This is a genomic window from Rahnella sp. GSA61A, assembly GCF_019969905.1.
GTDB classification, from domain to species: Bacteria; Pseudomonadota; Gammaproteobacteria; order Enterobacterales; family Enterobacteriaceae; genus Rahnella; species Rahnella aceris.
This window is the reverse complement of the sequence record NZ_JAHXYO010000001.1, coordinates 285,324-310,831: the sequence shown is the minus strand read 5'-3', so window position 1 is coordinate 310,831 and position 25,508 is coordinate 285,324. Positions and strand designations below refer to the sequence as shown.

The following is a 25,508-nucleotide window of genomic DNA, read 5'->3' as shown; positions in this document are numbered from 1 at the left end:
GCCGTTAAAACAGAAAACCGGTGCCTGATGCACCGGTTTTTTCTTTCTGAACTCAGCTCAGTGCGACTTTAATGCCCAAACCGATCAGTACACCGCCCAGCAGTTTATCGATAAGTTTCTGCGCTTTCGCCAGACCACGACGCACCGGCGGGCTCTGGATAAGTAACGCCAGCGAAGGCCACCAAATGGCCGACAAACCGACGATTATAGAGGCGTACCACAGCTTTTCACCGAAGGTGGAGTTAATCTGCAAGACCTGCGTAAACATCGCCAGGAAGAAAAGTGTCGCTTTTGGATTGAGCAGGTTACACAGATAACCCTGCACGAACGCGGTGCGTAGTTTTACCTGCTGTGGCTCCAGTCCGTCGAGGTTCATTTTGCTGTTGCTGCGCGAAAACAACGCCTGAATACCGACCCAGATCAGATAAGCCGCACCGACGTATTTCAGTAAATCAAATAACCACGGCGTGGTGGTGATCACCACTGCCAGACCGGCCACGCAGTAAGACATATGCGTAATCACACCACAAATAACACCCAGTGACGTCATGAGTGCCGCGATGCGCGGATAGCGGGCCGCATTTTTGATGACCAGAAAGAAATCGGGACCGGGAGAAAGCATGCCGAGGAAGGCGATACTGGCAACAAAAAGGGTGGTTTCAAGCATGAAAATAACCGTCGTCAATGTTCGGAACAAAAGAAGGCGGCATGATACGCCAATCCTCAGTAAGTTAAATCACTCTTATTGCTTTTTTTGCGGGCGGTGAATGGTATGCAGGATCCGGTCATAGAATACCCGGTGCGTGAAAGCCCCGAGGCGCATCATCAACGTGAAATTACCCGTTTGTGCATCGAATGTGCCCTGATGCTGTTGCAGCATGGTGCCGAAAGTATGCTGGTCGAACAGCTGTCGGCGAGGCTTGGCGTCGCGCTGGGAATGGACCGGGTGGAAAGCTCGATTTCCGCCAATGCCATTGTGCTCAGCACCTTAAGCGGCGGTTATTGTCTGACCTCGACGCGTAAAAATGTTGACCGCGGGATCAACATGCAGGTTGTGACACAAGTCCAACATACGGTGATCCTGGCCGAGCATAAACTGCTCGACAGTCAACTGGTGGCAAAACGCCTGCAAAAAATCAAACCGCTGCGGTATCCGCGCTGGCTGATGATCCTGATGGTGGCGCTCTCCTGCGGGTGTTTCAGCAAACTTAATGGTGGCGGCTGGGATGCATTCATTGTCACTTTTTTTGCCAGCGGCGTCGCCATGGCCGTACGCCAGAGCCTTACTGCACGGCATATGAATCCGCTCATCAACTTTTGCTGCACGGCATTCGTGGCGACTTCCATTTCAGGGTTGCTGTTGCGGCTGGGCATTTTTCAGCAGTCATCAAACGTCGCAATGGCTGCCAGCGTGTTATTGCTGGTGCCGGGTTTTCCGCTGATTAATGCCGTGGCGGACATGTTCAAAGGGCATGTGAACACCGGACTGGCGCGCTGGACTATGGCCAGCCTGCTGACACTGGCGACCTGCATTGGTGTGGTCATGGCAATGGCATTGTGGGGTTTACGGGGGTGGTCATGAGCCTTTTATGGGCACTGATTCAGGATATGCTTTTCGCTGCCGTGCCCGCACTGGGCTTTGCGATGGTGTTTAATGTGCCGCCGCGGGCATTACGTTATTGCGCACTGCTCGGCGCAGTTGGCCATGGCACGCGGATGTTGCTGATCCACGGCGGGATAAACATCGAATGGGCCTCCCTGCTGGCAGCTATACTGATTGGCATTATGGGCATTCGATGGTCACGCTGGTTACTGGCACATCCTAAAGTTTTCACCGTTGCCGCTGTTATACCGATGTTCCCCGGCATTTCTGCCTACACGGCGATGATCTCAGTCGTGGAGATTTCGCATCTGGGCTACAGCGAAGCATTGCTATCGACGGCACTCACCAATTTTCTGAAAGCCAGTTTTATCGTCGGGGCATTATCTATCGGATTATCGTTACCGGGATTGTGGCTGTACCGTAAACGCCCCGGTGTGTAAGCGTTGTTGTACAACGTGGAGCTACCATGCAAAAAAGCAGGTGAGCGCTTCAGCATTTTCGACTGGATTACGGCGGTACCTTCCTGCTTTTGAGCGTCCTTTACCGCCGGAACCGCTACTTTTGGCGGGGAATATCCCGGCAGGGTAAGAGCTCTCTTATATCTTTGTAAAGCGTGGGTCTCCCTATCGACGGCTGATGGGGCTTTCCGTATAGTGGCAGCTCTTTTTTGGGGTCACGCACAAATCCTTTTTCTACACAGGGCTTCACAATGATTATTAGCCTGATCGCCGCACTGGCGACCGATCGCGTTATTGGCATGGAAAACGCTATGCCTTGGCATTTACCTGGTGATCTGGCCTGGTTTAAGCGTAATACGCTCAACAAACCCGTCATCATGGGGCGAAAGACGTTTGAGTCAATCGGACGCCCGTTGCCTGGCCGGCTGAATATTGTCATCAGCTCTAAACCGGGCGAGCATGAAGGTGTGACCTGGGTAACGTCTGTTGACGCTGCGCTGGCGGCTGCCGGCGATGTGGAAGAAGTGATGGTGATGGGGGGCGGCCGCGTGTATGAGCAACTGCTGCCGAAGGCCAATCGTTTATATCTGACTCACATTGATGCCGAAGTCGAAGGGGATACACATTTCCCTGATTATGAGCCGGATGACTGGGAAAGCACATTCAGCGAATTCCACGATGCGGATGAGCAGAACTCTCATGGTTATTGCTTCGAAATCCTTGATCGCCGCGCCTGATCCTACGGCTGCGCGAGCCGTGTGACAATAAAAAGGCACCCTTTGCAGGTGCCTTTTTGCTGTCTGAATGTCCGCTGTTTGATCAAACGGCTTTCGGGATTTCAGAGTGCTGTTTTTCGCTCTGGCGGTTTGAAGGCTGGGCGAAGTAGGTTTTGTCTTCCCAACGCAGCATGGTCAGGTCACCGCCCCAGCAGCAGCCGGTATCCAGCGCATAAATGCCTTCCGGCGTGCCTTTCCCTTCCAGTGATGCCCAGTGTCCGAACGCAATACTGTAGCCTGCTTCCTGTAAAGGCCCCGGAATATCAAACCAGGGTTTCAGCGGCTTCGGCGCGTTTTCCGGGATATCTTTGCAGATCATATCCAGTTGTCCGTTCGGGAAGCAATAACGCATGCGGGTGAAAGCATTGGTGCTGAAACGCAAACGCGCCAGACCCGTCAGTTCAGGATGCCAGTTGTTCGGCATATCGCCATACATCGCATCCAGAAACAGCGGATAAGTATCGCTGCTCAGGACGGCTTCCACTTCACGGGCGCACATTTGAGCGGTGTCGAGATCCCATTGCGGCGTGATCCCTGCGTGGGCCATGACCAGCTTCAGATCTTCATCAACCTGCAGTACCGGCTGGCGGCGCAACCAGTTGATCAGTTCGTCAGCGTCTTCGGCTTCAAGCAAGGGCGTGATGCGGTCTTTCGGTTTGTTGAAACTGATCCCCGCGTAAACCGCCAGCAGATGCAGATCGTGGTTACCGAGCACCATCCGGACACAATCCCCCAAACCGCTGACAAAACGCAGCACTTCGAGCGAGGACGGACCGCGGGCGACTAAATCACCCGTCAGCCACAGGACATCGTTTTGCGGATTAAAATCCACCTGCGCCAATAGCGCCTTGAGTTCATCGATGCAGCCGTGAACATCACCAATAAGATATGTCGACATGAGGATTAATTTATCAGCGTAGGGATGGCGAGGCGGAAGACCGGAACAGGCACACGGAAGGTTTCACCGTCTTGTGCGACCATTTCATAATGGCCTTCCATCGTGCCCAGTGGCGTTTCTAAAATAGCGCCGCTGGTATAGTAAAATTCATTGCCTGGCAGGATCAGCGGTTGTTCACCGATGACCCCTTCACCCTGGACTTCAGTCTGGCGACCGTTACTGTTGGTTATCAGCCAGTAACGGCGAAGCAGTTGCACATTAAAACGCCCCAGATTGCGGATGGTGATGGTGTAAGCGAAGACAAAACGTTCTTCTTCGGGTATCGACTGTGACTCAACGTAGATACTTTGCACCTGAACACAAACGCGGGGCGAATTAAGCATAACGCTACTCCTGAAGTTCCGGGGTTTTAGGTCGTGTGGACAACCAGTTAGCCAGTTTACAGAATTGCTCTACAGAAATATTTTCAGCACGCATGCTGAGATCTAAACCCAGTTCGGTCATTTGTTCAGGAGTGAACAGGTGGCCGAGGCTGTTGCGCACTGTTTTACGACGCTGGTTGAAAGCATCCGTTGTCAGACGGCTCAGAATGCGAATATCAGGCACCGGATACGGGATCACTTCATGCGGCACTAAACGTACCACAGCGGATTCCACTTTAGGCGCCGGTGTGAAGGATTCTGGTGGAACTTCCAGAACCGGGATCACGTTGCAATAATATTGCGCCATCACCGTTAAACGACCATACGCTTTGCTGTTCGGGCCTGCAACCAGACGGTTTACCACTTCCTTCTGCAACATAAAATGCATGTCTTTGATGGCGTTGGTATAAGTGAACAAATGGAACATCAGCGGCGTAGAAATGTTGTACGGCAGGTTACCAAAGACACGCAGTGGCTGACCAAGTTCTTCAGACAGTTCGCCGAAATTGATTTTCATCGCATCAGACTGGATGACCCGGAGTTTGCCCTGAAACTTAGGGTTATTTTCCAGACGTGTTGCCAGATCGCGGTCGAGTTCGATGACCGTCATGCTGTCCAGGCGCGAAGCAACAGGCTCAGTTAACGCCGCCAGACCGGGACCGATTTCAACGACAGCCTCGCCCGGCATAGGGTGAATGGCCGACACGATGCTATCGATAACAAACTGATCGGTTAAGAAGTTTTGCCCAAAACGTTTACGGGCAAAGTGACCTTGGTGGACTCTACTATTCATTGTTGTTATTTATCGTTGCTGTTATTTGCCATGTGAATGGCGAGATTTATTGCTGTCTTGAAACTGCCCGCATCGGCGGTGCCGGTGGCGGCGAGTTCAAGGGCGGTACCGTGATCAACGGAAGTCCGGATAAAAGGCAGGCCGAGTGTGATATTCACTGCGCGACCAAATCCCTGATATTTTAGCACCGGAAGGCCCTGATCGTGATACATCGATAAAACAGCATCGGCATGTTGCAGATATTTAGGCTGGAATAACGTATCAGCGGGCAGCGGGCCGATGAGATTCATCCCTTGCTGGCGCAGTTCGTCCAGGGCAGGAATGATAATGTCGATCTCTTCGTGCCCCATGTGGCCACCTTCGCCGGCATGTGGATTCAGGCCACACACATAAATTTGCGGCTCGGTAATACCAAATTTGGTTTTCAGATCATGATGCAAAATGGTGATGACTTCATGCAGACACTGGCGGGTAATCGCGCCAGGCACTGCCAGCAAAGGCAAATGCGTGGTCGCCAGCGCAACGCGCAACTCTTCGGTTGCCAGCATCATCACAACACGGTCGCAATGGCTGCGGTCAGCAAAGAATTCGGTATGGCCGATGAAGGGAATTCCGGCATCGTTGATAATGCTTTTTTGAACCGGGCCGGTGATCAGTGCAGCGAATTCACCGCTGATAGCACCGTCGCAGGCACGTGCCAGCGTTTCCACCACGTAGGGCGCATTAGCCACATCAAGTTTACCTGCGGTCACCGGGACGGCGAGTTTAACAGGCAAAATGGTCAATGTGCCCGCAGCCTGAGGCTCTGGCGGACGCGCTCTCTGATAATCGCGTAAGCGGATATTCAGGCCGAGTTTCTCAGCACGTTCAAGCAGTAAGGCCGGATCGGCACAGACCACTAACTCAACAGGCCATGCCTGCTGAGCCAGCGCCAGTACCAGATCCGGCCCAACCCCGGCCGGTTCGCCGGGGGTAATGACCACAGATTTTGTCACGGAAGTATTATTTTCCATTCCCATCCATAATTTTCACATACGCTTCAGCACGTTGTTCCTGCATCCACGTCTGGGCTTCTTCCGCAAATTTGCGGTTGAACAGCATGCGGTAAGCACGTTCTTTCTGTGCCGCATCTGTTTTATCAACCTGACGGGTGTCGATAAGTTGGATCAAGTGCCAGCCAAACGAAGAGTGAACCGGTGCACTGATTTCACCTTTTTTCAGGTTCATCAACGCATCACGGAACGCAGGATCGTACATGTCTGGTGACGCCCAACCTAAATCGCCGCCCTGATTAGCAGAGCCAGGATCCTGAGAAAGCTGTTTGGCTTCATCAGCGAATGTGGCTTTACCGCTCTTAATATCAGCCGCAACCTGTTCCAGCTTCGCACGCGCCTGCGCATCCGTCATTACGACAGAAGGTTTCAGCAGGATATGACGGGCGTGAACCTCGGTGACAGAAACCGTTTTATTGTCGCCACGGATATCGTTCACTTTCAGAATGTGGAAACCAACACCAGAACGAATCGGGCCAATGACCTGGCCTTTCTGAGCGGTGCTTAACGCCTGAGCAAACAGGGAAGGCAGTTCCTGCAATTTGCCCCAGCCCATGTTGCCGCCTTTCAGTGCCTGGGAATCAGCCGAGTAGGTGATAGCCAGTTTGCCAAAGTCCGCACCATTGTTCAGATCAGCAACAATTTTCTTCGCCAGCTGTTCTGCAGAATCAACCTGATCCTGAGTTGGGTTTTCTGGCAGTGGCAACAGGATATGGCTGAGGTTGAATTCAGCACCGCTGCCGTTTTGCGCCGCAACCTGTTTGGCAAGCTGATCCACTTCCTGAGGCAGTATGGTGACACGGCGACGCACTTCACTGTTACGTACTTCGCTGATGATCATTTCCTTGCGAATCTGCGTACGGTAAGTGCTGTAGTTCATTCCGTCATAAGCCAGACGGCTGCGCAGTTGATCAACAGAAATGTTGTTTTGCTGTGCAATACCTGCAATGGCTTTATCCACGTCCTGATCGGTTGGCGTGATGCCCATTCGGGTCGCCATTTGTAACTGGATCTGATCCATGATCAAACGGTCGAGGATCTGGTGACGCAGAGTCGCATCATCCGGCAACTGCTGTTTAGCCTGCTGTGCCTGCTGTTTTACAGAATTAAACAAGCTATCAACGTCACTTTGCAATACCACGCCGTTGTTAACGACGGCGGCAACTTTATCAACTTCCTGAGGGGCAGCAAACGCAGTGCTGGCACAAAGCGTCACGCCGAGGAGAAGTGTTCTCCAGTTCTTCATACTTTTTCCATTTGTCTAATCCGCAAGCGCGGGTTTCAAGTTCACTGAATTCGTCGTGTCTTCACGAAATGAATCGTGTTTCGGGCTTAGAAAGCGCGTTGATAAGGCAGTATGCCGCTGGCCAACATTTCTTTCGTTCCGAGGGTTTGATTGTTACCCAGGCCTCTAAGTTCAATATTGAAACCAATCTTATTGTCATATTTACTTTCTGACTTAACCGTATCGTAGCTGGTGATCTTACGTTCATAACCCACATTGATAGCCCAGCAGCATGTGTTGTATTGCAAACCAATAAGCTGATCGGCTGGCTGCTGTGCTTTGGTGTCGTAATAATACGCCCCCACGATTGCCCAACGGTCAGCAATCGGCCAACTGGCGATGCCGCCAACCTGCGAAATACCGTCCTGATAACCCGGGTTGGTAACGTTAGGTAACGTTGCCTGAATATATTCCGGGCTGGCGTAACGGTAACTCAGCTGAATCATTCTTTCTGAGTCTGCGCGGTACTCAAGCACGGCATCGCCTAAAGCCAGCGCATCCAGACGGGTGTCATACTGCACGCCGCCACGGATACCCCAGAAATTGTTGATTTTGTAGTAGCTGTCACCGGCCCACACCAGGCTGCCCGTATCATCATTTTTATCCAGGACGCTATCAACGTCACCGGTACGTGGCGGCTGGAAGTAATAAATCTGACCGGCAGAGGCATTAAAGCGCTCTTCCAGATTTTCGTCATAGATACGGGTCGTTAAACCGCTCGCCACCTGGTTTGCAGAGGCAATACGGTCCAGACCACTGTAGCTTTTATCGCGGAACAGGCCGGTGTAGTCGGACTGTAACAGCGTCGAGTCATAGGTATTGATCGAGCTCTGATTGCGGTAAGGGATATACAGGTACTGCACGCGCGGTTCGAGGGTCTGGGTGTAGTCACTGTTCCAGTCCATCGTGCGGTCGAACACCATTTTGCCGTCGCTTTTAAACTCAGGCATCGTACGGTTCACGGATGAACGCAGTTTGGTATTCGGATTGCTATCGTAATACGCGTCCGGAATATCCTGCTGATAGTGGGTTGTCATCAGCTTCACTTCGTTATCCAGACTTCCCCAGCCATTACTGAGTGGCAGGCTGATAGTCGGTTCGAAGTGTGTACGCACTGCTTCCGGGTTGTCAGGGTTCACGCTGGTGAATTTCACCGCCTGACCGTACAGATGCAGGTCAAACGGGCCCACATCATTTTTGTAATAGTTAATATCCAGCTGTGGCTGTGCACGGTAAGCGTTGGCGTTCCCGAAATCTGAGAACACCTGGAACTGCTTACTGGCCAGTGTGACATCCCAGTTTTGGTTCGCGTAACCTACGCTGAATTTCTGCGTGGAATAGCCGTCAGTACTGGAACCGTATTTCGAATCGAAATCGGTGAAGTAATAAGGGTCACTGACCTTGGTATAGTCGACGTTGAAGCGCCAAACCTGATCGTATACACCGGCATGACGCCAGTAATACATCCAGCGCTTGGTTTTATCGCTGGTACGGTTTTCATCTTCGACATACTGCTGATCGATTTTCTTATCGTTACCCAGATAATCGAATTCCATCAGACCCGCACCGGCAACGGTCAGGTAGCGGAATTCATTTTGCAGTTGCAGACCACGGTTGCTCATGTAATTGGGCGTAATCGTGGCATCGTAGTTTGGCGCAATGTTCCAGTAGTAAGGAACGGTGACACCAACGCCATTATTGCTGCTGTAGTTAGCATTAGGGATAAGGAAACCGGAACGACGCTTATTGCCAATCGGCAACTGCATGTACGGGCTGTAGAACACCGGCACCGGACCGATATGGAAGCGGGCATTCCAGATTTCAGCCACTTCTTCCTGACGATCCTGAATCACTTCGGAACCGACGACGCTCCAGCTGTTATCGCCAGGCAGACAGGTGGTAAATGTACCGTTATCCATGATGGTGTAACGGTTGTTGTCACGCTGCTTCATTTTGTCAGCCTGACCACGTCCCTGACGGCCGACCATCTGGTAGTCGCCATCCTGAACATCAGTATCTTTGGTGGTCAGGTTCGCAAAGCCTTTCGGGCCATTCAGCTTGATTTGGTTATCGTTATAACGCACGTTGCCGGTCGCAGTAGCGGTTCGGGTCGGGGTCGGCTGATTGGGATTGGCAATTTGATTAAGCTGAACCTGATCAGCATCCAGTGTGCTGTTGCCCTGAACAACGTTAACGTTGCCGCTAAACAGCGCACTGTCAGGATAATTGCCGGTCGCCTTATCGGCGTTGATGGTCACAGGCAGTGAATTAGGATCACCCTGCACCAAAGGTTTGTCATAGGTCGGAACGCCGAGCATACATTGTGCTGCGAGATCGGCCATTGCGCCGTGACTGTACAATACTGACCAGATTGTGGCGGCCAGCATTGTCGGTAAGCGTGTTTTCAGACGTCTGTTTTTCATACGTAAAATGGTGTTCCGTCATCAGAGGCATCATGCCGGCAAACGGTCAGAGACTATCTCACTCATCATGGTTGCGCTAGTGTTAAATCCCACCTGTTACGTTGCTGCCGTTAGGCACAACGATAAATGCCGGTTATGATAAAGCAATTTTTAAGCGACGGCATGGCGAATTGAGGAGTATATGCAGTATTGGGGAAAACTGCTCGGACTTATCCTGGGCTTATGGTCCGGTTTAGGCTTCTGGGGAATTGTAGCAGGGCTGCTGATAGGGCATATGTTTGATACCGCGCGTTCAGCGAAACGCAGAGGGTATTTTGCCGATCAGCAGACACGTCAAACCATCTTTTTCCGCACCACGTTTGAGGTGATGGGAAATCTGACTAAATCAAAAGGCAGAGTTACCGAGGCGGATATTCAGATCGCCAGTCTTTACATGGAACGTATGCAGTTGCACGGCGAGCAGCGCGAAGCCGCACAACGCGCTTTTCGCGACGGGAAAGAAGCTGACTATCCCTTGCGTGAGAAAATGCGCGAACTGCGCACTGCGTGTTTTGGTCGTTTTGACCTGATACGGACTTTTCTGGAAATCCAGATCCAGGCCGCGTACGCCGACGGTTCATTGCATCCCAATGAACGCGAAGTGTTGTACGTGATTGCTGAAGAGCTTGGGATTTCACGGATGCAGTTCGATCAGTTCCTGCGCATGATGGAAGGCGGCCAGCAGTTTGGCGGTCACCAGCAGGGGGGGCGCTCGTATGGCGGCGGTTATCACCAGACGCAGCAAGGCCCGACGCTGGCAGATGCCTGCAAAGTGCTGGGCGTGAATGCCACCGACGACGCAACGACCATTAAACGTGCCTACCGCAAACTGATGGGCGAGCATCATCCTGACAAACTGGTGGCGAAAGGTTTACCGCCTGAAATGATGGAAATGGCGAAGGAAAAAGCACAGGCGATTCAGGCGGCGTATGACCTGATCAAACGTGAAAAAGGCTTTAAATAACGTCATCATTAAAAAGGCGCTCTTTCAGAGCGCCTTTTGCTTTGTGGGACACAGCCTTGTGTCAGGTGTCAGAACTTAAACGTCACCCCTGCCACAGCCTGCCAATAATCTACCCCTTCATCTTCCAGCCTGTGCTGATACTGTACACCGGTATTCAGTGACACATTCGGCATCGGATTGCTGATAATCCCCAGGTCTAGCATCCCGGAACTGCCTGCAGCACCGCTGTGGAAGCTGTTGCTGACGTCGCTGTAGGTGACTCCGATGTCCACTGACGCATCGTCTCTGAGATCTGTAATGAACAATGTATTCGCCGTAATCGCCCATTTACCAGCATTTGCGGTATCCCAGTCGTAGCGGTAACGCATCCCTAAGCGGGCAGTCTGACGGGTGATATCGTCATAATGAACCTTCGTATTATCAATATCCGTAAAATCATCGACTTGCAGGCGCTGAATACCAAATCCAACTAATGGTGTCAGCACATGATTGCCCGCCTGGATTTTATATCCCACATCCACAGAGCCACCGAAGGAGGTCGCACTGATATCCGCCACGTCACTGCCGCGTAGGTCAGTCGATACATTGCCGTCATAGATGGCGACGTCCGAAGCTACATCCACCGTTAAACCGCTGACATACTGATACGACAGCAGTGAAGAGAGTCCCCAGGTGGTGTATTGCGTTTTGCTGTTGCCGTCGGCGGCATCCGGCGTGACATCCAGATTAGCGCTGGAAAGGCCAAGGCTGAGTGCCAGCGAGTGGGTGTCGTTACCCAGTTGCATCACTTTGGCACCCAATAGCCAGCCTTCTTCTTTCTGCGTGTAGTCGTAGCCATAATCCATAAAGCCGAGTGCTGAATGATAGTTGTCTTCTCCGTTGAGATACTGGAAGAAGAGATTCTGTTTCTTATCATCCTGTGCCAGAACCTGATTGCGGAAGGTTTCACTCACGCGACTGTTGTAGCTCAGCAGGGCGGAAGGTAAAGACAGATAAGAAGGCACCTGCGGCGTAACGGCCGGACGCGTATTTTTTCCGCTATCATCGTCATCTGGCGTCGGTGCCGGCGGGACCGGCGTGTCATCACCTTCATCCGGCGTTGGTTCAGGAACCGGTGTATCGTCGTCCTCGCCATCGTCTTCATCATCCGGCGTCGGTACTGGCGGAACCGGCGTGTTATCGACCGGTACCGTATTGTCGCCTTCGGTCAGCATGTTGTTTTGCAGACGGTAATCCCAGAACTGATCGCCGCTGCCTGCCACTTCACGCTGTTCTTCAGAGCTGCGGCCCGGTGCGAAGGCATACAGGTTATAGGCGTAAGCGCCGCGCGCCACGTATTCCCCCGCCAGTCTGAAGCTGTCTTTGGTTGCCTTACCGGCCACCTGGATCAGCGACACGCCTTCCTGATTATCCGCCGCGCCATCATTATCCGTATCGGTGAAGAAACCCGCCCCTGACGGTGTGACTTGAACACTCACCGGTGCAGAGGAAACCATGTCGCCGTTGATCAGCAGCTTGTCGGTTTGTGTGAAAGCCGGATCGAAATGCGTGCGCAGGCTGAGCAGATTATTGCTGCCCGCCGCCATTGTGCCGTTAACGGTTTGCGTGGCCGCGACAAATGTATCGCTCTCGCTTTCGTTTTCGGCTGGCCAGTGTGGCAGAAGCTGCACATCATCTTTCAGGATCAGATCGGCGACGGTGTTGTTACCGGCCAGCACCGTGTTTTTCTCCATCGTGACGGTGGACGCAAGGGAGCCGTTGAGGATCAGCGCGCCGCTGTAAATATTGGTGGCACCGGTGAACGTATTCTCGCTGTTGATGTACAGCGCGCCCGGCGCCATTTTCTTCAGGGTTCCGTTACCGGAAATAGTGGCGTCAATCACCACGTCATTATTGCCGTCGGTGCTGGTGGTTTTACTGTCTGTCTGATCAACAGAAATCATACTGCCGGAAGCCAGTTCCACCTTGCCGCTCAGATGCGATTTACTGTTCAGCATCATGTTTGCCAGCTCGTTGAGCTTCACGTTGGCATCCAGTGTGGCGTGCTCGTTAACGCGCAGGGTGGCACGGCTGGCCACATCCACATTGTTTATCGTATAGGTTTCATCAATCCAGTCGTCACTGAACACTACATTACCGGCGTGCGGAGTCGGGCGACCCGCCAGTCTCAGAATGCCATTTTGCACGGAGAGCTGATTCAGGTCAGCACCGCCCGCCAGTTCCCAGAAGCCTGCGGAAGAGTCCGCTGCATAATCGACGTTTAAATTCGACGCCGTTTCCTGACTGCCGAGATGGCCGACGAAGGTCTGGTTACTGCTGTTGTTCAGCGTCAGGGTGCTGAGCTGGTCTGCATTGCCGTTAATAATGGCCGCACCGGAATCACTGTGATTGATGCTGCTGAAAGCCATGTCATAGCCATTGAGATCAAGATTGCCGCCGCGATAACCAAAGTAAATGTCGCTGCCGGTAATCTGGTTTTCGCCGCCGATCTGCACGGTCGGTCGACCGCTGACAATGGTGACTTTGGAGAAGGCTTTTTGCTCCCCGGCTTCATTGGCCTGCTGGGCTAACACCACCAGCCCGTCGCCGACATTCAGCGCGCCGCCATTATTCCCCACGGCATTGACGTACAGCGTACCTTCGCCGATTTTATGTAAAGTATCTCCGGCTAAACCGTTCACTTCCCAGTCAACGGTTTTATCCGCATCGACTTCGATCCCGCCGCCCACCCAGGTGCTGTTCGCACCTTCAGCCGACACCACCCGGTAATCGTTCGAGAATTGCAGTTTTGCGGCACCATGATTGACGGCGCTATCAAGTACGATCAGGCCGCCATCACCGGCAAAGCGCAGATCTTTTGAGGCATCGAGTTCTTCATTGCTGGCCTGCGAAGGGAGTTGCTTATCAACACCGTGCCACTGCCAGCTGTTTTCGCCTTGCGTAATATTGGCCGCAGTCCAATGAATATCGCCATCTGCTGCCACGTCGGTCACATCAGGATCGGTATTAGCAGCAATCACTTTGTTCATAAAATTGAGCTGCATATCCAGCGTATAACTGGTGTATTCATATCCTGTTTTTCCTGTGCCTCCCCATGGGGAAACACCGAAGATTTTCCATTCTTTATCTACGTTATCATAAACATACAACGGACTTCCGCTGTCGCCTGCTTGTATCGCTGAACTGAATGGCTGAGCACGTGCATCAGGCGGCCCGTAGTTAACCCAGCGTAATCTTGACGGTTCAAAGATTGGGTTGACCACGGTGCCGCCGCTTTTCCATTCGTAAGCGCCGGTAATATAAACGGGTTTTTTAGTGACGGGGTCGACCTGATATTGTGTTCCGGCACCGGCTCGCGCGAAATAAACATAGCGTTCTCGGTTCTTACGCACATCCTGAGTATCCACGGTGGGTACCGGCGCGGCATCGGTCACGACTTTATTTAAACGTGGAACATGGAAATCTTTATTCCAGGTGAGATATTGAGGGTCAATATTTCGGTTAATTAATTTATAGGAAGTTTTATATTTTGCTTTATTACCGAAATCGACAGCGGTATAACCGCCATTGTGAGCAACGCTGACGACATAAGAGGGGGCGATGACTGTCGCAAAACCTAAGCTGTTAATTGCGCCGAAATCGGGCATAGGGAAATTCAGGATGCCTGCGGACGTACCATCCATCTTAAAGACTTCGATGTTTTCTTCACCGACGGTGTATTTGCCCAGATTCTCTGCGAAGTCGCGGTAGTCCTGAACCGCAACATCTTCACGCATGATACCGGCATCGGCATCAAAAAGCGCCAATGCAATCAGGCTGCTGAGCAGCTTTGGTTTCCATTTCATGTCGTCTTCCCTGAAGGGTGAATAATTAAATTTGAATAAATAGGGCGGGATGTTATCAGGCGTGCGGGGCGAATTAACAGGGAAGGGAATAGGTGAGGAAGCCGATATTATATTTTTTGGCAAGGTAAATTCTGATAAAACAACACGATGGTAATGTAATACATATTACTTAATAGTGATTGAAGAAAAATGTATTATTTGAATGGTTAAAAATCCGGCTCGCAGTTAAATACCAGCGGCGCATCGGTTATCGGATGATAAAACGATAATTCCTGTGCGTGCAGTTGCAAACGACCGGCCGCTGCCAGCGCCTGCGGATGGGCATAGAATTTATCGCCCAGAATCGGATGCCCGAGCGCCAGAAGGTGCACGCGCAACTGGTGCGAACGTCCGGTAATCGGCCGCAGTTTCACCCGCGTTGTGCCGTCATCATCCCATGACATCACTTCATACTGCGTCAGCGCTTTCTTGCCGGTCTCGTGACAGACCTTCTGTTTCGGCCGGTTAGGATAATCGCAAATCAGCGGCAAATCGATAATGCCGTAATCTTCTTCAACCCGTCCCCAGACCCGCGCGATATACACTTTCTTGGTTTCGCGTTCGCGGAACTGGCGTTTAAGTTCACGCTCAGCGTCTTTAGTCAGCGCCACCACGATCACGCCGCTGGTGGACATATCCAGACGATGGACGGACTCAGCCTCAGGAAATTCCTGCTGAATACGCGTCATCAGGCTGTCCTGATGCTCGGCAAGCTTGCCCGGCACGGAAAGCAGCCCGCTCGGCTTATTGACCACCATGATGTGTTCATCCTGAAAAATCACCTGTAACCAGGGATCGGTCGGCGGATTGTAATTCTCCAGCGGCCGGGTTTTCGACGGTTCAGGGATAGTCGGTTGATGTTCGCTCATAGCGGTTTCAGTCTGCATTCAGGTTGAAATAAATAAGGGATGCAGACCGGCTGCATCCCGTCGGGCTTACTGATGGCTGACCACCACCAGGCGGATCGCATCCAGACGCCAGCTGGCATCGTTCAGATTCGCCAGCACCTGCTTACGGTTAGAGTCTACCGATTCCAGTTCGTCATCGCGAATGTTCGGGTTCACTTCTTTCAGCGCTTTCAGACGATCCAGTTCTTTGGTCAGTTGCTCGTCAGCTTCCACTTTCGCTGCTTCAATCAGGGCGCGCGCCTGATCGGCAATTTCCGCTTCTGCCTGTTGCAGCATGGCGTGAACATCCTGCTGCACGGCATTCACCAGTTTACTGGAGTTGTGACGGTTGATGGCATTCAACTGACGGTTAAAACTCTCAAATTCAACCTGAGCCGCCAGATTGGTGCCTTTACGATCCATCAGCATACGCACCGGTGTCGGTGGCAGGAAACGGGTCAGTTGCAGATGCTTCGGCGCCTGACATTCCACCACGTAAACCAGTTCCGCCAGCAAGGTACCGACCGGCAGCGCTTTGTTTTTCAGGATCGATACCGCACAACTGCCGGTATCACCGGAAAGGATCAGATCCAGACCGTTACGCACGATCGGATGTTCCCAGCTGATAAACTGTGCATCTTCACGCGAGAGCGCCTGTTCACGATCGAAGGTCACGGTGCAACCGTCTTCCGGCAGACCCGGGAAATCCGGCACCAGCATGTGATCAGACGGCGTCAGGACGATCAGGTTATCGCTGCGATCTTCCTGATTGATGCCGACGATATCGAACAGGTTCAGCGCAAAGTTGACCAGGTTAACGTCGTTATCCTGCTCGCCGATTTCCTTCGCCAGTTGTTGAGCACGTTCGCCACCGTTGGAATGCATCTCCAGCAGGCGGTCACGGCCATTTTCCAGCTTCTCTTTCAGCGCGTCATGTTCGGCGCGACATGTAAGAATGAACTCGTCCAGACCTTCCTGCGCGGCAGGTGCCGCCAGGAACGCAATCAGTTGCTCATAAGCGCTGTCGTAAATGGTGCGGCCAGTCGGACAGGTATGTTCGAATGCGTCCAGACCTTCATGGAACCAGCGAACCAGTACCGACTGCGCGGTCTGCTCGAGGTATGGCACCATGATGTCGATATTGTTTTGCTGGCCGATACGATCCAGACGCCCGATACGCTGTTCCAGCAGATCCGGGTTGAACGGCAGGTCGAACATCACCATCTTGCTGGCAAACTGGAAGTTACGGCCTTCGGAGCCGATTTCAGAACACAGCAGAACCTGCGCGCCTTCTTCCTGGGAAGCAAAGTAAGCGGCGGCGCGGTCACGTTCGATGATCGACAAACCTTCGTGGAACACAGCAGCACGGATCGCTTCACGCTCCCGCAGAACCTGTTCCAGTTGCAATGCAGTGGCGGCTTTAGCGCAGATCACCAGTACTTTTTCGTCGCGGTTGGCGGTCAGATAACCGAGCAGCCATTCGACGCGCGGATCAAAGTTCCACCAGGTGGCGTTCTCGCCTTCAAATTCCTGATAAATCTGTTCCGGATACAGCATGTCGTGCGCACGGGCTTCGGCGGTTTTCTTCGCGCCCATAATGCCCGAGACTTTTATCGCGGTCTGATACTGCGTCGGCAGCGGCAGTTTCACTGCATGCAGATGACGTTCAGGGAAACCTTTCACGCCATTACGGGTGTTACGGAAGAGTACGCGGCTGGTACCGTGACGGTCCATCAGCATGGAAACCAGCTGTTTCGCTGCGGCTTCGTCGCCTTTATTGGCGGCGGTCAGCAGGGCATCGGTATCGGCATTGCCGACACTTTCACCCAGCAACGCCAGCGCTTCCGGCGTCAGCGGTTCTTTGTTGAGTAACAGGGTCACGGCATCAGCCACCGGCTGATATTGCTGTTGTTCTTCGATGAATTCTTCGTAATCGTGGAAACGGTCCGGATCCAGCAGGCGCAGGCGCGCAAAGTGGCTTTCCTGTCCCAGTTGCTCCGGCGTAGCGGTCAGCAGCAGAACACTCGGGATTTGCAGGGAAAGCTGTTCGATAACCTGATATTCGCGGCTCGGCGCGTCTTCGCTCCACACCAGATGGTGGGCCTCGTCGACCACCAGCATATCCCAGGCCGCATCGGATAACTGCTCGAGACGGGATTTATTGCGGCGCACGAAATCAAGGGAACAGATCACCAGTTGTTCAGTTTCAAACGGGTTCGTTGCTTCGTGGATGGATTCAGCGTAGCGATCGTCGTCAAACAAAGAGAAGCGCAGATTGAAGCGGCGCAGCATTTCTACCAGCCACTGGTGTTGCAGGGTTTCTGGCACCACGATCAGTATGCGTTCGGCACGGCCGGACAACAGTTGCTGATGAATAATCATGCCCGCTTCGATAGTTTTGCCCAGACCCACTTCATCGGCGAGTAAAACGCGCGGCGCATGGCGCTGACCGACTTCATAAGCGATGTGCAACTGATGTGGGATCAGGCTGGCACGCATACCGCGCAGACCGCCGAATTCCAGACGGAACTGTTCACGCTGATATTTACGGGCGCGGAAACGCAGGGCAAAACGGTCCATACGGTCAATCTGACCGGCGAACAGACGATCCTGCGGTTTGCTGAAGGTCAGTTTGCTGTCGAGCAGCACTTCGCGCATGGCAACGCCGGTTTCTTCTGTGTCCAGACGGGTGCCGATATAGGTCAACAGACCTTTGTCTTCAACAACTTCTTCGACCTGCAACTGCCAGCCTTCGTGACAGCTGATGGTATCACCGGGGTTGAACATCACGCGGGTGATCGGGGAATCATTTCGGGCATACAAACGGTTTTCACCGGTGGCGGGGAAAAGCAGGGTGACCATGCGCACATCCAGCGCGACTACGGTTCCTAATCCTAATTCGCTTTCCGTATCGCTTATCCAGCGTTGACCTAATGTAAACGGCATAATTTCTCTCTGTGTTGTGTGCTCTGTATACGGCGACTGCGCAATGCTTGTTCAGCCCGAGAGGTTTCACGGGCAATAGTTTTCTTTCCCCGCCCGGAGGCGCGGAGTAATTCACTGTGTGAGGATGATTCAGAAATGGGAAAGGGCGCTATGGTAATGGAAGGTAAGCGTTTCGTCACCTGTGAATCACAAGAGCTGCGCCTTCTTTTGTTTAAAATAAGCCCATCTGACCTGTAATCAGTGTAGCAAAGTCATCGTGAAGGAAAGGTAAAATGCCATCGGCGACCGGCTCGAGCTGACGCTCGATGTAGTGATCGTAATCGACAGGTGACTGACGGTTTTCCAGCGGCTCCGGGCCGGAAGTGGTCATCACGTAGCTTATCCAGCCACCATTCTGATACTGTTTTGCCCGGCCATGCAGCGCGTTATAGTCATCGGCCAGCCGCGCGGCGCGAACATGCGGCGGCACGTTTTTTTCATAATCACTCAGTTTGCGCCGCAGGCGTTTGCGGTACACCAGTTTGTCATCAAACTCGCCACTGAGCGTGCGTGCGACATATTCGCGCACGTAATCCTGATATGGCTGGCGGTGGAATATGCGTTGATACAGCTCCTGCTGAAATTCCTGCGCCAGCTTCGTCCAGTCGGTGCGTACAGTTTCCAGCCCTTTATAAACGATGTGCTCACCGTCGGCGTCATTCACCAGCCCGGCATAGCGCTTTTTGCTGCCGGTTTCCGAGCCACGAATGGTCGGCATCAGGAAACGCTGATAATGGGTTTCGAATTCCAGCTCGAGTGCGCTTTCCAGCCCGTATTCCTGTTGCAGATGGGCTTTCCACCAGGCATTAACCCGCTCCACAAGATGGCGGCCGATAACGTCGGCGTCTTCCTGCGAATGGGCTTTATTCAGCCAGACAAAGGTGGAATCAGTGTCACCGTAAATCACCTGATAACCTTCGGCTTCAATCAGTTCGCGGGTCTGACGCATAATGTCGTGCCCGCGCAGGGTAATAGAAGAAGCCAGACGCGGATCAAAGAAGCGGCAGCCGCTCGAACCGAGCACACCGTAAAACGCGTTCATGATGATTTTCAGTGCCTGCGAGAGCGGTTTGTTTTTCTGCTTCTTGGCTTCTTCGCGCCCCATCCAGATCTGGCGGACAATTTCCGGCAGGCAATGTGTTTCCCGCGAGAAGCGGGCGTTGCGATAACCCGGCACCGAATGTTCATCGTCCGGTTGTTGCAGCCCGGCGACCAGTCCGACCGGGTCGATCAGGAAGGTGCGGATAATCGACGGGTACAGACTTTTATAATCGAGCACCAGCACCGAATCGTACAAACCGGGACGCGAATCCATCACAAAACCGCCGGGACTCATTTCGCCCTGCAATTCGCCCATATTGGGCGCGACGTAACCGGCTCGGTGCATGCGCGGTAAATAAAGATGGGTAAAGGCCGCCACTGAACCGCCGCTGCGATCCACGGCCAGACCGGTGACCGAGGCGCGTTCCAGCAAAAACGGCATCAGTTCAGTTTTGGCAAAAATACGCGTCACCAGTTCGCAGTCTTTCAGGTTATAGCGTGCCAGCGCCGGTTTATCTTCCCGAAAACGTTGTTCGATTTCGGCCAGCCGCTGATAAGGATTATCGCTGGCTTTGCCTTCGCCTAATAAACTTTGCGAGACGAATTCCAGGCTGAACGAGTTGAAGTTCCAGAACGCCGATTTCAGTGCTTCAATGCCGTCGATGATCAGACGACCCGCAGCGGCAGCAAAAAAGTGCCCCTGTTTGAAACCGTGTTCACGCCATTCCAGTTCACCGCCGCCGCGCCCGAATTTCAGCGGGATTTTGTAGCGGTCAGCGTGTTTTTGTAAAACCCGCAGGTCAAACTGCACTACGCTCCAGCCGATAATGGCGTCGGGATCATAGATTTCCAGCCACTCATTGAGTTTTTCCAGCAACTGCGGGCGGCTGTCGACGTAAACCATGTTGAAATCAAATTGAGCATTAGGATCGCCGTTCGGCGGGCCGAGCATATACACGTGGCGCTGCCCGCAGCCTTCCAGCCCGATGCAGTACAACTCGCCGTTGCCGCTGGTTTCGATATCCAGAGAACACAGTTTCAGCGGCGGGCGGTAGTCCTCCGCCGGTTTCATTTTGGTGTCCATCAGCAGCTTGTCCGGCCCCGGTTTACCGCTGAACCACACCGGTGCGGTGATATAGCGTTCCATCAGGAAGCGTTCCGGCGGGCGGATATCCGCTTCGAAAACACTGACGCCATTTTCTTTCAGCAATTTTTCAATCCGCATTAACTGCCGGTGTTGCGGGCAGTAAAGCCCAAGAACGGCGCGGGAATGGAAATCCTGCAACGGCAACGGACGCAGACTGATATTTTTTTCATCAATGAGAATGCGCTCCGCCGCCGCGCGTTGTTCGGCCGGAATAAACGCCACCGATTCCTGTAAAGGCAGGCGCACTTTCTGCGGACCTTCGTCGGTCGCCAGCCACAATTCCACCTCGGTACCGCGCGGCGCGTCGCGCCAGTGGCGGGTCAGCACAAATCCCTGACGCGGCGGGGTGTCAGTGGCAGCAGAAGCGGGACGGACAAAGGTGGAAGTGATAAGCGCCTCGGAACGGTAAAGATGAACAGATAAGGAATCAGAACAGAGTATGGTTATTTATACAGTCTTTGTCTATGGCTCAGGTTTCTGCCAAATACGCATACAATTACCCGGTTGACTGTGATAGTTCATGCGCTGACAATTCAGCCGATTGATGTATTTACTACAATGAGAATGCAGAAAACTCACACTTGTCTCATTTATCTGCGCAATTGGCGCAACTGAATTCTGGGAAGATATGGAAGCCTATCTACAACATCTGGTCGCTCAGTCGGTGGGCTTGGCATTAATTATCGTCGCGGTGGTGGCTTTCTTCGAGTCGCTGGCGCTGGTGGGCCTGATCCTGCCGGGTACCGTCATGATGGCGACGCTCGGGACGTTGATCGGCAGCGGTCAGGTGGGGTTGTACGAAGCCTGGCTGGCGGCGGGGCTGGGATGTTTCTTCGGCGACTGGGCCTCGTATTTCATTGGCCGCGGTTTCAAGGAGCCGCTGCATCGCTGGCGCTTCCTCAAACGTTACCAGTTATTACTGGATAAAACCGGTTATGCGCTGGATCGCCATAGTTTTGCGACGGTGATTATCGGGCGTTTCATCGGACCAACACGCCCGCTGGTGCCGATGGTTGCCGGTATGCTGAACCTTCCGCCTTACAAATTTGCACCGCCGAATATTATTGGCTGCATCACCTGGCCACCGGTGTATTTCCTGCCGGGCATTCTGGCGGGCGTGGCCATTGATATTCCGGCCAGTCACAACAGCTCGGTCTTCAAATGGATGCTGTTTGCCGCCGTGGTGCTGATCTGGCTGAGTGCCTGGTTGCTGTGGCGCTGGTTCCGTTCGGGCAAAGCTTCACCTGATGCGATGACAAAATGGTTGCCCTTAGCGCGTCTGCGCATCGTCTGTGTGCTAAGTCTGGTCGCAACCGCAGTGAGTCTGGTGATGTTAAGCGAACAGCCGATGATGCCGGTTTATGGTCATTTGCTGTGGCAAGTGATCACCCGCTGATCCCCGGCATTATCCCCAACACGCTGGCCTGCGGCGCACTGCCGTCGGTCAGTGCCTGCGTCGGCCCGTCGTAAAAAATCCGGCCATCGACGATCAGCAACGTGCGCGGCGCGATCCGTGCCGCATCATCCAGATTGTGCGACACCATCAGCAGCGTGAGATGGCGTTGCTCACATACCTTATCCAGCAACGTCAGCATCTCACTGCGCAGTGCCGGATCGAGTGCTGAAAAGGGCTCATCGAGCAATAAAACCGGCTGACTGCGCAGCAGGCAACGGGCGAGCGCGACACGCTGACGCTGGCCACCGGAAAGTTGCGATGGCAGCCGGTCCAGACATTCAGTCAGCCCGACCTGTCGGGCAATTTCTTCCAGTTCCTGCTTCTGCTGCGCGGTAAGTTTCAGCCCCGGATGCAATCCCAGCCCCATGTTCTGACGCACCGTCAGATGCGAGAACAGATTATTTTCCTGAAACAACATCGACACCGGACGTTTTGCCGGTGGCGTCACGCTGTGATCTGCGCCGTTGAGCAGGATCTGCCCGCTGACCGGTGCCAGAAAACCGGCGACCAGACTCAGCAGGGTACTTTTCCCGGCGCCGCTCGGGCCGAGGATTGCCACACGTTCACCGGCGTCGATCTGTAAATCGAAGCGCATCGGCAGATGTTCGTACAAATACGTCAGTTTATTCAGCGTCAGCATGGCGGCCCGGCAGTTTCTCAATCAGGGTGAATAACAGGAAGCATAGCAGCAGTAATAACAGCGCCGTCACCGCGCCGTCCTGGCTGCGGTAGGAACCAATCTGCTGATACAGATAAAACGGCAGGGTGCGGAAATTCTCGTTGCCGAACAAGGCAATCACACCGAAATCCCCCAGAGAAAGTACACAGGCGAAAGCCAGTGCCTGTGCAATCGGGCGTTTCAGTGCGCTGAGTTCAACCCGGCGCAGCCGCTGCCAGCCATGCATATCCAGCGAAAGACACAGCAGCGTGTAGCGTTCTGCCACGTCGCGCATCGGGTTATCCAGCACTTTTAATGCATAAGGTACGGCCATCAGCGCATTCGTGAGGATCACCAGCGGCCACGGCGATTGTGGTAAACCGGTGGTATCGCCGAGCAACAGGAAGAAACCGGTCGCCAGCACAATACCCGGCATCGCGAGGATCAGCATGCCGCTCAGATCCATCGCCTGCGCCCAGCTATTTCTCTTGCGTAACCGCAGTTCGCGGCTGCTCCACAGCAGCATCATGGTCAGCAGCACACACAATAATCCGCTGCCGAGCGCGATACACACGGATGTCCATAATGCCTGCCAGAGCGCGGGTTGTTGCAAAACACCGACCGCTGCCCGGTTTATGCCATCGGTAATGACGGCGAGTAACGGCGGCAGGATCAGCAACAACGCCAGGCCAATCAGTACGGCATCGGCGATGCGCCGCAGCCAGGAATCATCAGGATTACGCCAGCGCTGAGAATGCGTTTGGCCCACAGGCAACGCCTGACTGAGTTTCTGACTGAGCAACACCAGCGCCAGGCAACAAAACAGCTGGATCAGGGCCAGCGTGGCGGCGCGGCTTAAATCGTAGTCGTAACTTAGCGCCTGATAAATGGCGAGTTCAATGGTCGTTGCCTGCGGACCGCCACCCAGTGAAAGCACCGTGGCGAAGCTGGCGAAACACAGCATAAAGATTAAGGCGGCGGCGGGGAATATCTGCCGGCGAATGGCAGGCCATTCCACAAAGCGGAATTGCTGCCAGATATTCATGCCGAGTTGTGCGGCGAGCTGGCGCTGCTCAACGGCGATATTTTCCAGTGCCTGCACTAAGAGCCGCGCTGCCAGCGGCAGATTGAAAAAGACGTGCGCCAGCAAAATGCCCTGTAAACCATACGGCGAGAAACGGTAATCCATGCCCAGCCAGCCGCAAATTTGCGCCAGCCAGCCCTGTCTTCCGTAGACACTGAGAATGCCAAACACCGCCACCAAAACCGGCAAGACCAGCGTCATCGCACATAAACGTAATAACAGCTGACGGCCGGGGAAACGGCGGCGGAACAGCGCACGTGCCAGCAAAATTGCGGGCAGCACCGAGCAAAGCGCTGAAAGCAGCGCCTGCCAGAAAGTAAAGCGGATCACATGCCAGAGATAAGGATCGTGCCAGAGCGATGCGCCGCTTATCTGTGGCGCATGACGCCACAGAGAGCCTAAAGCCAGTACTGCCACCAGCAACATAGCCAGTGACGCGATGACGCCCGGCAACAGCCAGCGAGGGATCAATGGCTGACGGCGTTCTGCCATGCCTGGATCCATTGTGAACGATGAGTAGCGACATCCTGTGCGCTGTATTGCAGAGATTTGGCCGGAATCGTCAGTTGTTTAAAAGCGTCAGGCAGCGGGGTATTCACCACCGGATACATCCAGTTGCCGGTCGGGATCACTTTCTGGAAATCTTCCGTGGTGACGAACTTCATGAACTGTTCAGCAAGTTTCGGTTGCTTGCTGTTTGCCAGCTGGCCCGCCACTTCGACCTGCATGTAATGCCCTTCGGTAAAATCGGCTGCGGCGTAGTTATCTTTCTTCTCTTCGACAATATGGTATGCCGGAGAGGTGGTGTAGCTCAGCACCAGGTCGCTTTCACCTTTGAGGAATAAACCGTAAGCCTCGCTCCAGCCTTTAGTGACGGTGACAGTTTTCTTCGCCAGTTTTTCCCACGCTTGCGGCGCTTTATCGCCGTAGACTTTTTGCATCCACAGCATCAGGCCCAGACCCGGTGTACTGGTGCGTGGATCCTCATAAATCACTTTCCATTTCTGGTCGCTGTTGATCAGCTCATCGAGGCTTTTTGGCGGATTCTTCAGTTTATTTTTGTCGTAGACGAAGGCGAAATACCCGTAATCGTAAGGCACGAAAGTGCGGTCATTCCAGCCGCCCGGCACCGTCAGTCTGGCGTTGGTTTTCGGTGCTTTGGCGAATAAACCGGTTTGTTCAGCGGCCTGCAACAGGTTGTTATCCAGCCCCAGCACGATGTCGGCTTTGCTGTTTTTACCTTCCATCCGCAGACGGTTGAGCAAAGACACGCCATCTTCCAGCGCCACGTATTTCAGTTCGCAGCCGCATTGGGCTTCAAAGGCTTTTTTAATGGCGGGACCGGGGCCCCAGTCAGCAGAGAAAGAATCGTAGGTATAAACCGTCAAAACAGGTTTTGACGCAAATGCAGGTGCAGAAAGTAACAGCAGGCAGGACAGTAATTTTTTCAACTTTGCGCTCCAAAAAAATGAAAGGGCAAAGGATTTTGAGTAAGCATCGCGCAGTCTCAAATCCCTCCGCCGGGATTAACCGGATCAGGTTCGACGGGTTTCAAATCTCAGCCAAACTTGCTCACGGCGTTTACATCGCAGCTTTAACAAGTCGGGCACCCCGTTGAGAACGGATGTCATTCTAGTGATTAACGGCGCGATG

At 53.4% G+C, this 25,508-nt stretch carries 19 protein-coding genes and 1 riboswitch; of the genes, 5 read left to right on the top strand and 14 right to left on the bottom strand.

What is annotated here, in order from left to right:
- Positions 1-52: 52 nt before the first annotated feature.
- A complete protein-coding gene (locus LC431_RS01365; RefSeq protein WP_013577050.1) occupies positions 53-667 on the bottom strand; it encodes a LysE family translocator in 615 nt (204 codons plus the stop codon).
- A gap of 105 nt (positions 668-772) precedes the next feature.
- Here LC431_RS01365 and LC431_RS01360 point away from each other — a divergent pair, with 105 nt between their 5' ends.
- The 3 genes from LC431_RS01360 (at position 773) to folA (ending at position 2,798) form a co-directional block, all read left to right on the top strand.
- Positions 773-1,582: a threonine/serine exporter ThrE family protein gene (locus tag LC431_RS01360; RefSeq protein ID WP_037033454.1), complete on the top strand. Its 810-nt coding sequence runs from the start codon at positions 773-775 to the stop codon at positions 1,580-1,582.
- Entirely contained in the window at positions 1,579-2,043 is a 465-nt protein-coding gene (locus tag LC431_RS01355) for a threonine/serine exporter (RefSeq protein WP_037033453.1), read from the top strand. Before LC431_RS01360 ends, LC431_RS01355 begins: the two co-directional genes overlap by 4 nt.
- Before the next feature lie 269 nt (positions 2,044-2,312).
- Positions 2,313-2,798, top strand: a complete 486-nt coding sequence (folA, locus tag LC431_RS01350; RefSeq protein ID WP_013577047.1) for a type 3 dihydrofolate reductase — start codon at positions 2,313-2,315, stop codon at positions 2,796-2,798.
- An 82-nt stretch (positions 2,799-2,880) separates the two neighbouring features.
- On the opposite strand, the gene apaH is transcribed toward folA, so the two are convergent.
- The 6 genes from apaH to lptD all read right to left on the bottom strand — a co-directional run bounded on the left by apaH (position 2,881) and on the right by lptD (position 9,710).
- A complete protein-coding gene (gene apaH, locus LC431_RS01345; RefSeq protein ID WP_013577046.1) occupies positions 2,881-3,735 on the bottom strand; it encodes a bis(5'-nucleosyl)-tetraphosphatase (symmetrical) ApaH in 855 nt (284 codons plus the stop codon).
- A 5-nt stretch (positions 3,736-3,740) separates the two neighbouring features.
- The gene (gene apaG, locus LC431_RS01340) at positions 3,741-4,118 is read right to left on the bottom strand and encodes a Co2+/Mg2+ efflux protein ApaG (RefSeq protein ID WP_013577045.1); all 378 of its coding nucleotides are present in this window, start codon (positions 4,116-4,118) and stop codon (positions 3,741-3,743) included.
- A 4-nt stretch (positions 4,119-4,122) separates the two neighbouring features.
- The gene (rsmA, locus tag LC431_RS01335; protein WP_013577044.1) at positions 4,123-4,950 is read right to left on the bottom strand and encodes a 16S rRNA (adenine(1518)-N(6)/adenine(1519)-N(6))-dimethyltransferase RsmA; all 828 of its coding nucleotides are present in this window, start codon (positions 4,948-4,950) and stop codon (positions 4,123-4,125) included.
- 5 nt (positions 4,951-4,955) lie between these two features.
- Positions 4,956-5,963, bottom strand: coding sequence for a 4-hydroxythreonine-4-phosphate dehydrogenase PdxA (gene pdxA / locus LC431_RS01330; protein ID WP_217244631.1), 1,008 nt, complete (start codon positions 5,961-5,963; stop codon positions 4,956-4,958).
- A complete protein-coding gene (gene surA / locus LC431_RS01325; protein WP_013577042.1) occupies positions 5,953-7,248 on the bottom strand; it encodes a peptidylprolyl isomerase SurA in 1,296 nt (431 codons plus the stop codon). The genes pdxA and surA overlap by 11 nt, the downstream gene beginning before the upstream one ends.
- Before the next feature lie 86 nt (positions 7,249-7,334).
- A complete protein-coding gene (gene lptD / locus LC431_RS01320) occupies positions 7,335-9,710 on the bottom strand; it encodes an LPS assembly protein LptD (RefSeq protein WP_013577041.1) in 2,376 nt (791 codons plus the stop codon).
- Between the two features lie 181 nt (positions 9,711-9,891).
- On the opposite strand from lptD, the gene djlA reads away from it, so the two are divergent.
- Positions 9,892-10,713 carry a co-chaperone DjlA gene (gene djlA / locus LC431_RS01315; RefSeq protein WP_013577040.1) on the top strand — a complete coding sequence of 274 codons (822 nt, stop codon included), beginning with the start codon at positions 9,892-9,894 and terminating at the stop codon, positions 10,711-10,713.
- Positions 10,714-10,781: 68 nt separating this feature from the next.
- On the opposite strand, the gene LC431_RS01310 is transcribed toward djlA, so the two are convergent.
- The 4 genes from LC431_RS01310 to LC431_RS01295 all read right to left on the bottom strand — a co-directional run bounded on the left by LC431_RS01310 (position 10,782) and on the right by LC431_RS01295 (position 21,047).
- Positions 10,782-14,558 carry a S6 family peptidase gene (locus LC431_RS01310; protein ID WP_112150999.1) on the bottom strand — a complete coding sequence of 1,259 codons (3,777 nt, stop codon included), beginning with the start codon at positions 14,556-14,558 and terminating at the stop codon, positions 10,782-10,784.
- Between the two features lie 206 nt (positions 14,559-14,764).
- A complete protein-coding gene (rluA, locus tag LC431_RS01305; RefSeq protein WP_015690474.1) occupies positions 14,765-15,466 on the bottom strand; it encodes a bifunctional tRNA pseudouridine(32) synthase/23S rRNA pseudouridine(746) synthase RluA in 702 nt (233 codons plus the stop codon).
- 66 nt (positions 15,467-15,532) lie between these two features.
- Positions 15,533-18,430, bottom strand: coding sequence for an RNA polymerase-associated protein RapA (gene rapA / locus LC431_RS01300; protein WP_112150998.1), 2,898 nt, complete (start codon positions 18,428-18,430; stop codon positions 15,533-15,535).
- 211 nt (positions 18,431-18,641) lie between these two features.
- The gene (locus LC431_RS01295; protein ID WP_276524758.1) at positions 18,642-21,047 is read right to left on the bottom strand and encodes a DNA polymerase II; all 2,406 of its coding nucleotides are present in this window, start codon (positions 21,045-21,047) and stop codon (positions 18,642-18,644) included.
- A 238-nt stretch (positions 21,048-21,285) separates the two neighbouring features.
- Here LC431_RS01295 and LC431_RS01290 point away from each other — a divergent pair, with 238 nt between their 5' ends.
- Positions 21,286-22,053 (top strand): DedA family protein, encoded by a 768-nt coding sequence (locus LC431_RS01290; RefSeq protein WP_112150996.1) that lies wholly within the window; start codon positions 21,286-21,288, stop codon positions 22,051-22,053.
- On the opposite strand, the gene thiQ is transcribed toward LC431_RS01290, so the two are convergent.
- From thiQ to thiB, 3 genes are read right to left on the bottom strand one after another with little or no spacing between them, the layout of a single operon-like run.
- Entirely contained in the window at positions 22,043-22,753 is a 711-nt protein-coding gene (gene thiQ, locus LC431_RS01285) for a thiamine ABC transporter ATP-binding protein ThiQ (protein ID WP_013577034.1), read from the bottom strand. The genes LC431_RS01290 and thiQ overlap by 11 nt on opposite strands.
- Positions 22,737-24,347 carry a thiamine/thiamine pyrophosphate ABC transporter permease ThiP gene (thiP, locus tag LC431_RS01280; protein WP_223509178.1) on the bottom strand — a complete coding sequence of 537 codons (1,611 nt, stop codon included), beginning with the start codon at positions 24,345-24,347 and terminating at the stop codon, positions 22,737-22,739. The genes thiQ and thiP overlap by 17 nt, the downstream gene beginning before the upstream one ends.
- A complete protein-coding gene (thiB, locus tag LC431_RS01275) occupies positions 24,323-25,306 on the bottom strand; it encodes a thiamine ABC transporter substrate binding subunit (RefSeq protein WP_223509177.1) in 984 nt (327 codons plus the stop codon). The genes thiP and thiB overlap by 25 nt, the downstream gene beginning before the upstream one ends.
- Positions 25,307-25,349: 43 nt before the next feature.
- A riboswitch (TPP riboswitch) is annotated at positions 25,350-25,479 on the bottom strand.
- Positions 25,480-25,508 lie beyond the last annotated feature (29 nt).

Coding starts and splice junctions, on each gene's coding strand:
- rluA (WP_015690474.1), bottom strand. CDS start 15,466: ATGAGCGAACATCAACCGACTATCCCTGAACCGTCGAAAACCCGGCCG.
- folA (WP_013577047.1), top strand. CDS start 2,313: ATGATTATTAGCCTGATCGCCGCACTGGCGACCGATCGCGTTATTGGC.
- LC431_RS01290 (WP_112150996.1), top strand. CDS start 21,286: ATGGAAGCCTATCTACAACATCTGGTCGCTCAGTCGGTGGGCTTGGCA.
- surA (WP_013577042.1), bottom strand. CDS start 7,248: ATGAAGAACTGGAGAACACTTCTCCTCGGCGTGACGCTTTGTGCCAGC.
- LC431_RS01360 (WP_037033454.1), top strand. CDS start 773: ATGCAGGATCCGGTCATAGAATACCCGGTGCGTGAAAGCCCCGAGGCG.
- lptD (WP_013577041.1), bottom strand. CDS start 9,710: ATGAAAAACAGACGTCTGAAAACACGCTTACCGACAATGCTGGCCGCC.
- LC431_RS01310 (WP_112150999.1), bottom strand. CDS start 14,558: ATGAAATGGAAACCAAAGCTGCTCAGCAGCCTGATTGCATTGGCGCTT.
- apaH (WP_013577046.1), bottom strand. CDS start 3,735: ATGTCGACATATCTTATTGGTGATGTTCACGGCTGCATCGATGAACTC.
- djlA (WP_013577040.1), top strand. CDS start 9,892: ATGCAGTATTGGGGAAAACTGCTCGGACTTATCCTGGGCTTATGGTCC.
- LC431_RS01365 (WP_013577050.1), bottom strand. CDS start 667: ATGCTTGAAACCACCCTTTTTGTTGCCAGTATCGCCTTCCTCGGCATG.
- pdxA (WP_217244631.1), bottom strand. CDS start 5,963: ATGGAAAATAATACTTCCGTGACAAAATCTGTGGTCATTACCCCCGGC.
- apaG (WP_013577045.1), bottom strand. CDS start 4,118: ATGCTTAATTCGCCCCGCGTTTGTGTTCAGGTGCAAAGTATCTACGTT.
- rapA (WP_112150998.1), bottom strand. CDS start 18,430: ATGCCGTTTACATTAGGTCAACGCTGGATAAGCGATACGGAAAGCGAA.
- LC431_RS01355 (WP_037033453.1), top strand. CDS start 1,579: ATGAGCCTTTTATGGGCACTGATTCAGGATATGCTTTTCGCTGCCGTG.
- thiP (WP_223509178.1), bottom strand. CDS start 24,347: ATGGCAGAACGCCGTCAGCCATTGATCCCTCGCTGGCTGTTGCCGGGC.
- rsmA (WP_013577044.1), bottom strand. CDS start 4,950: ATGAATAGTAGAGTCCACCAAGGTCACTTTGCCCGTAAACGTTTTGGG.
- thiQ (WP_013577034.1), bottom strand. CDS start 22,753: ATGCTGACGCTGAATAAACTGACGTATTTGTACGAACATCTGCCGATG.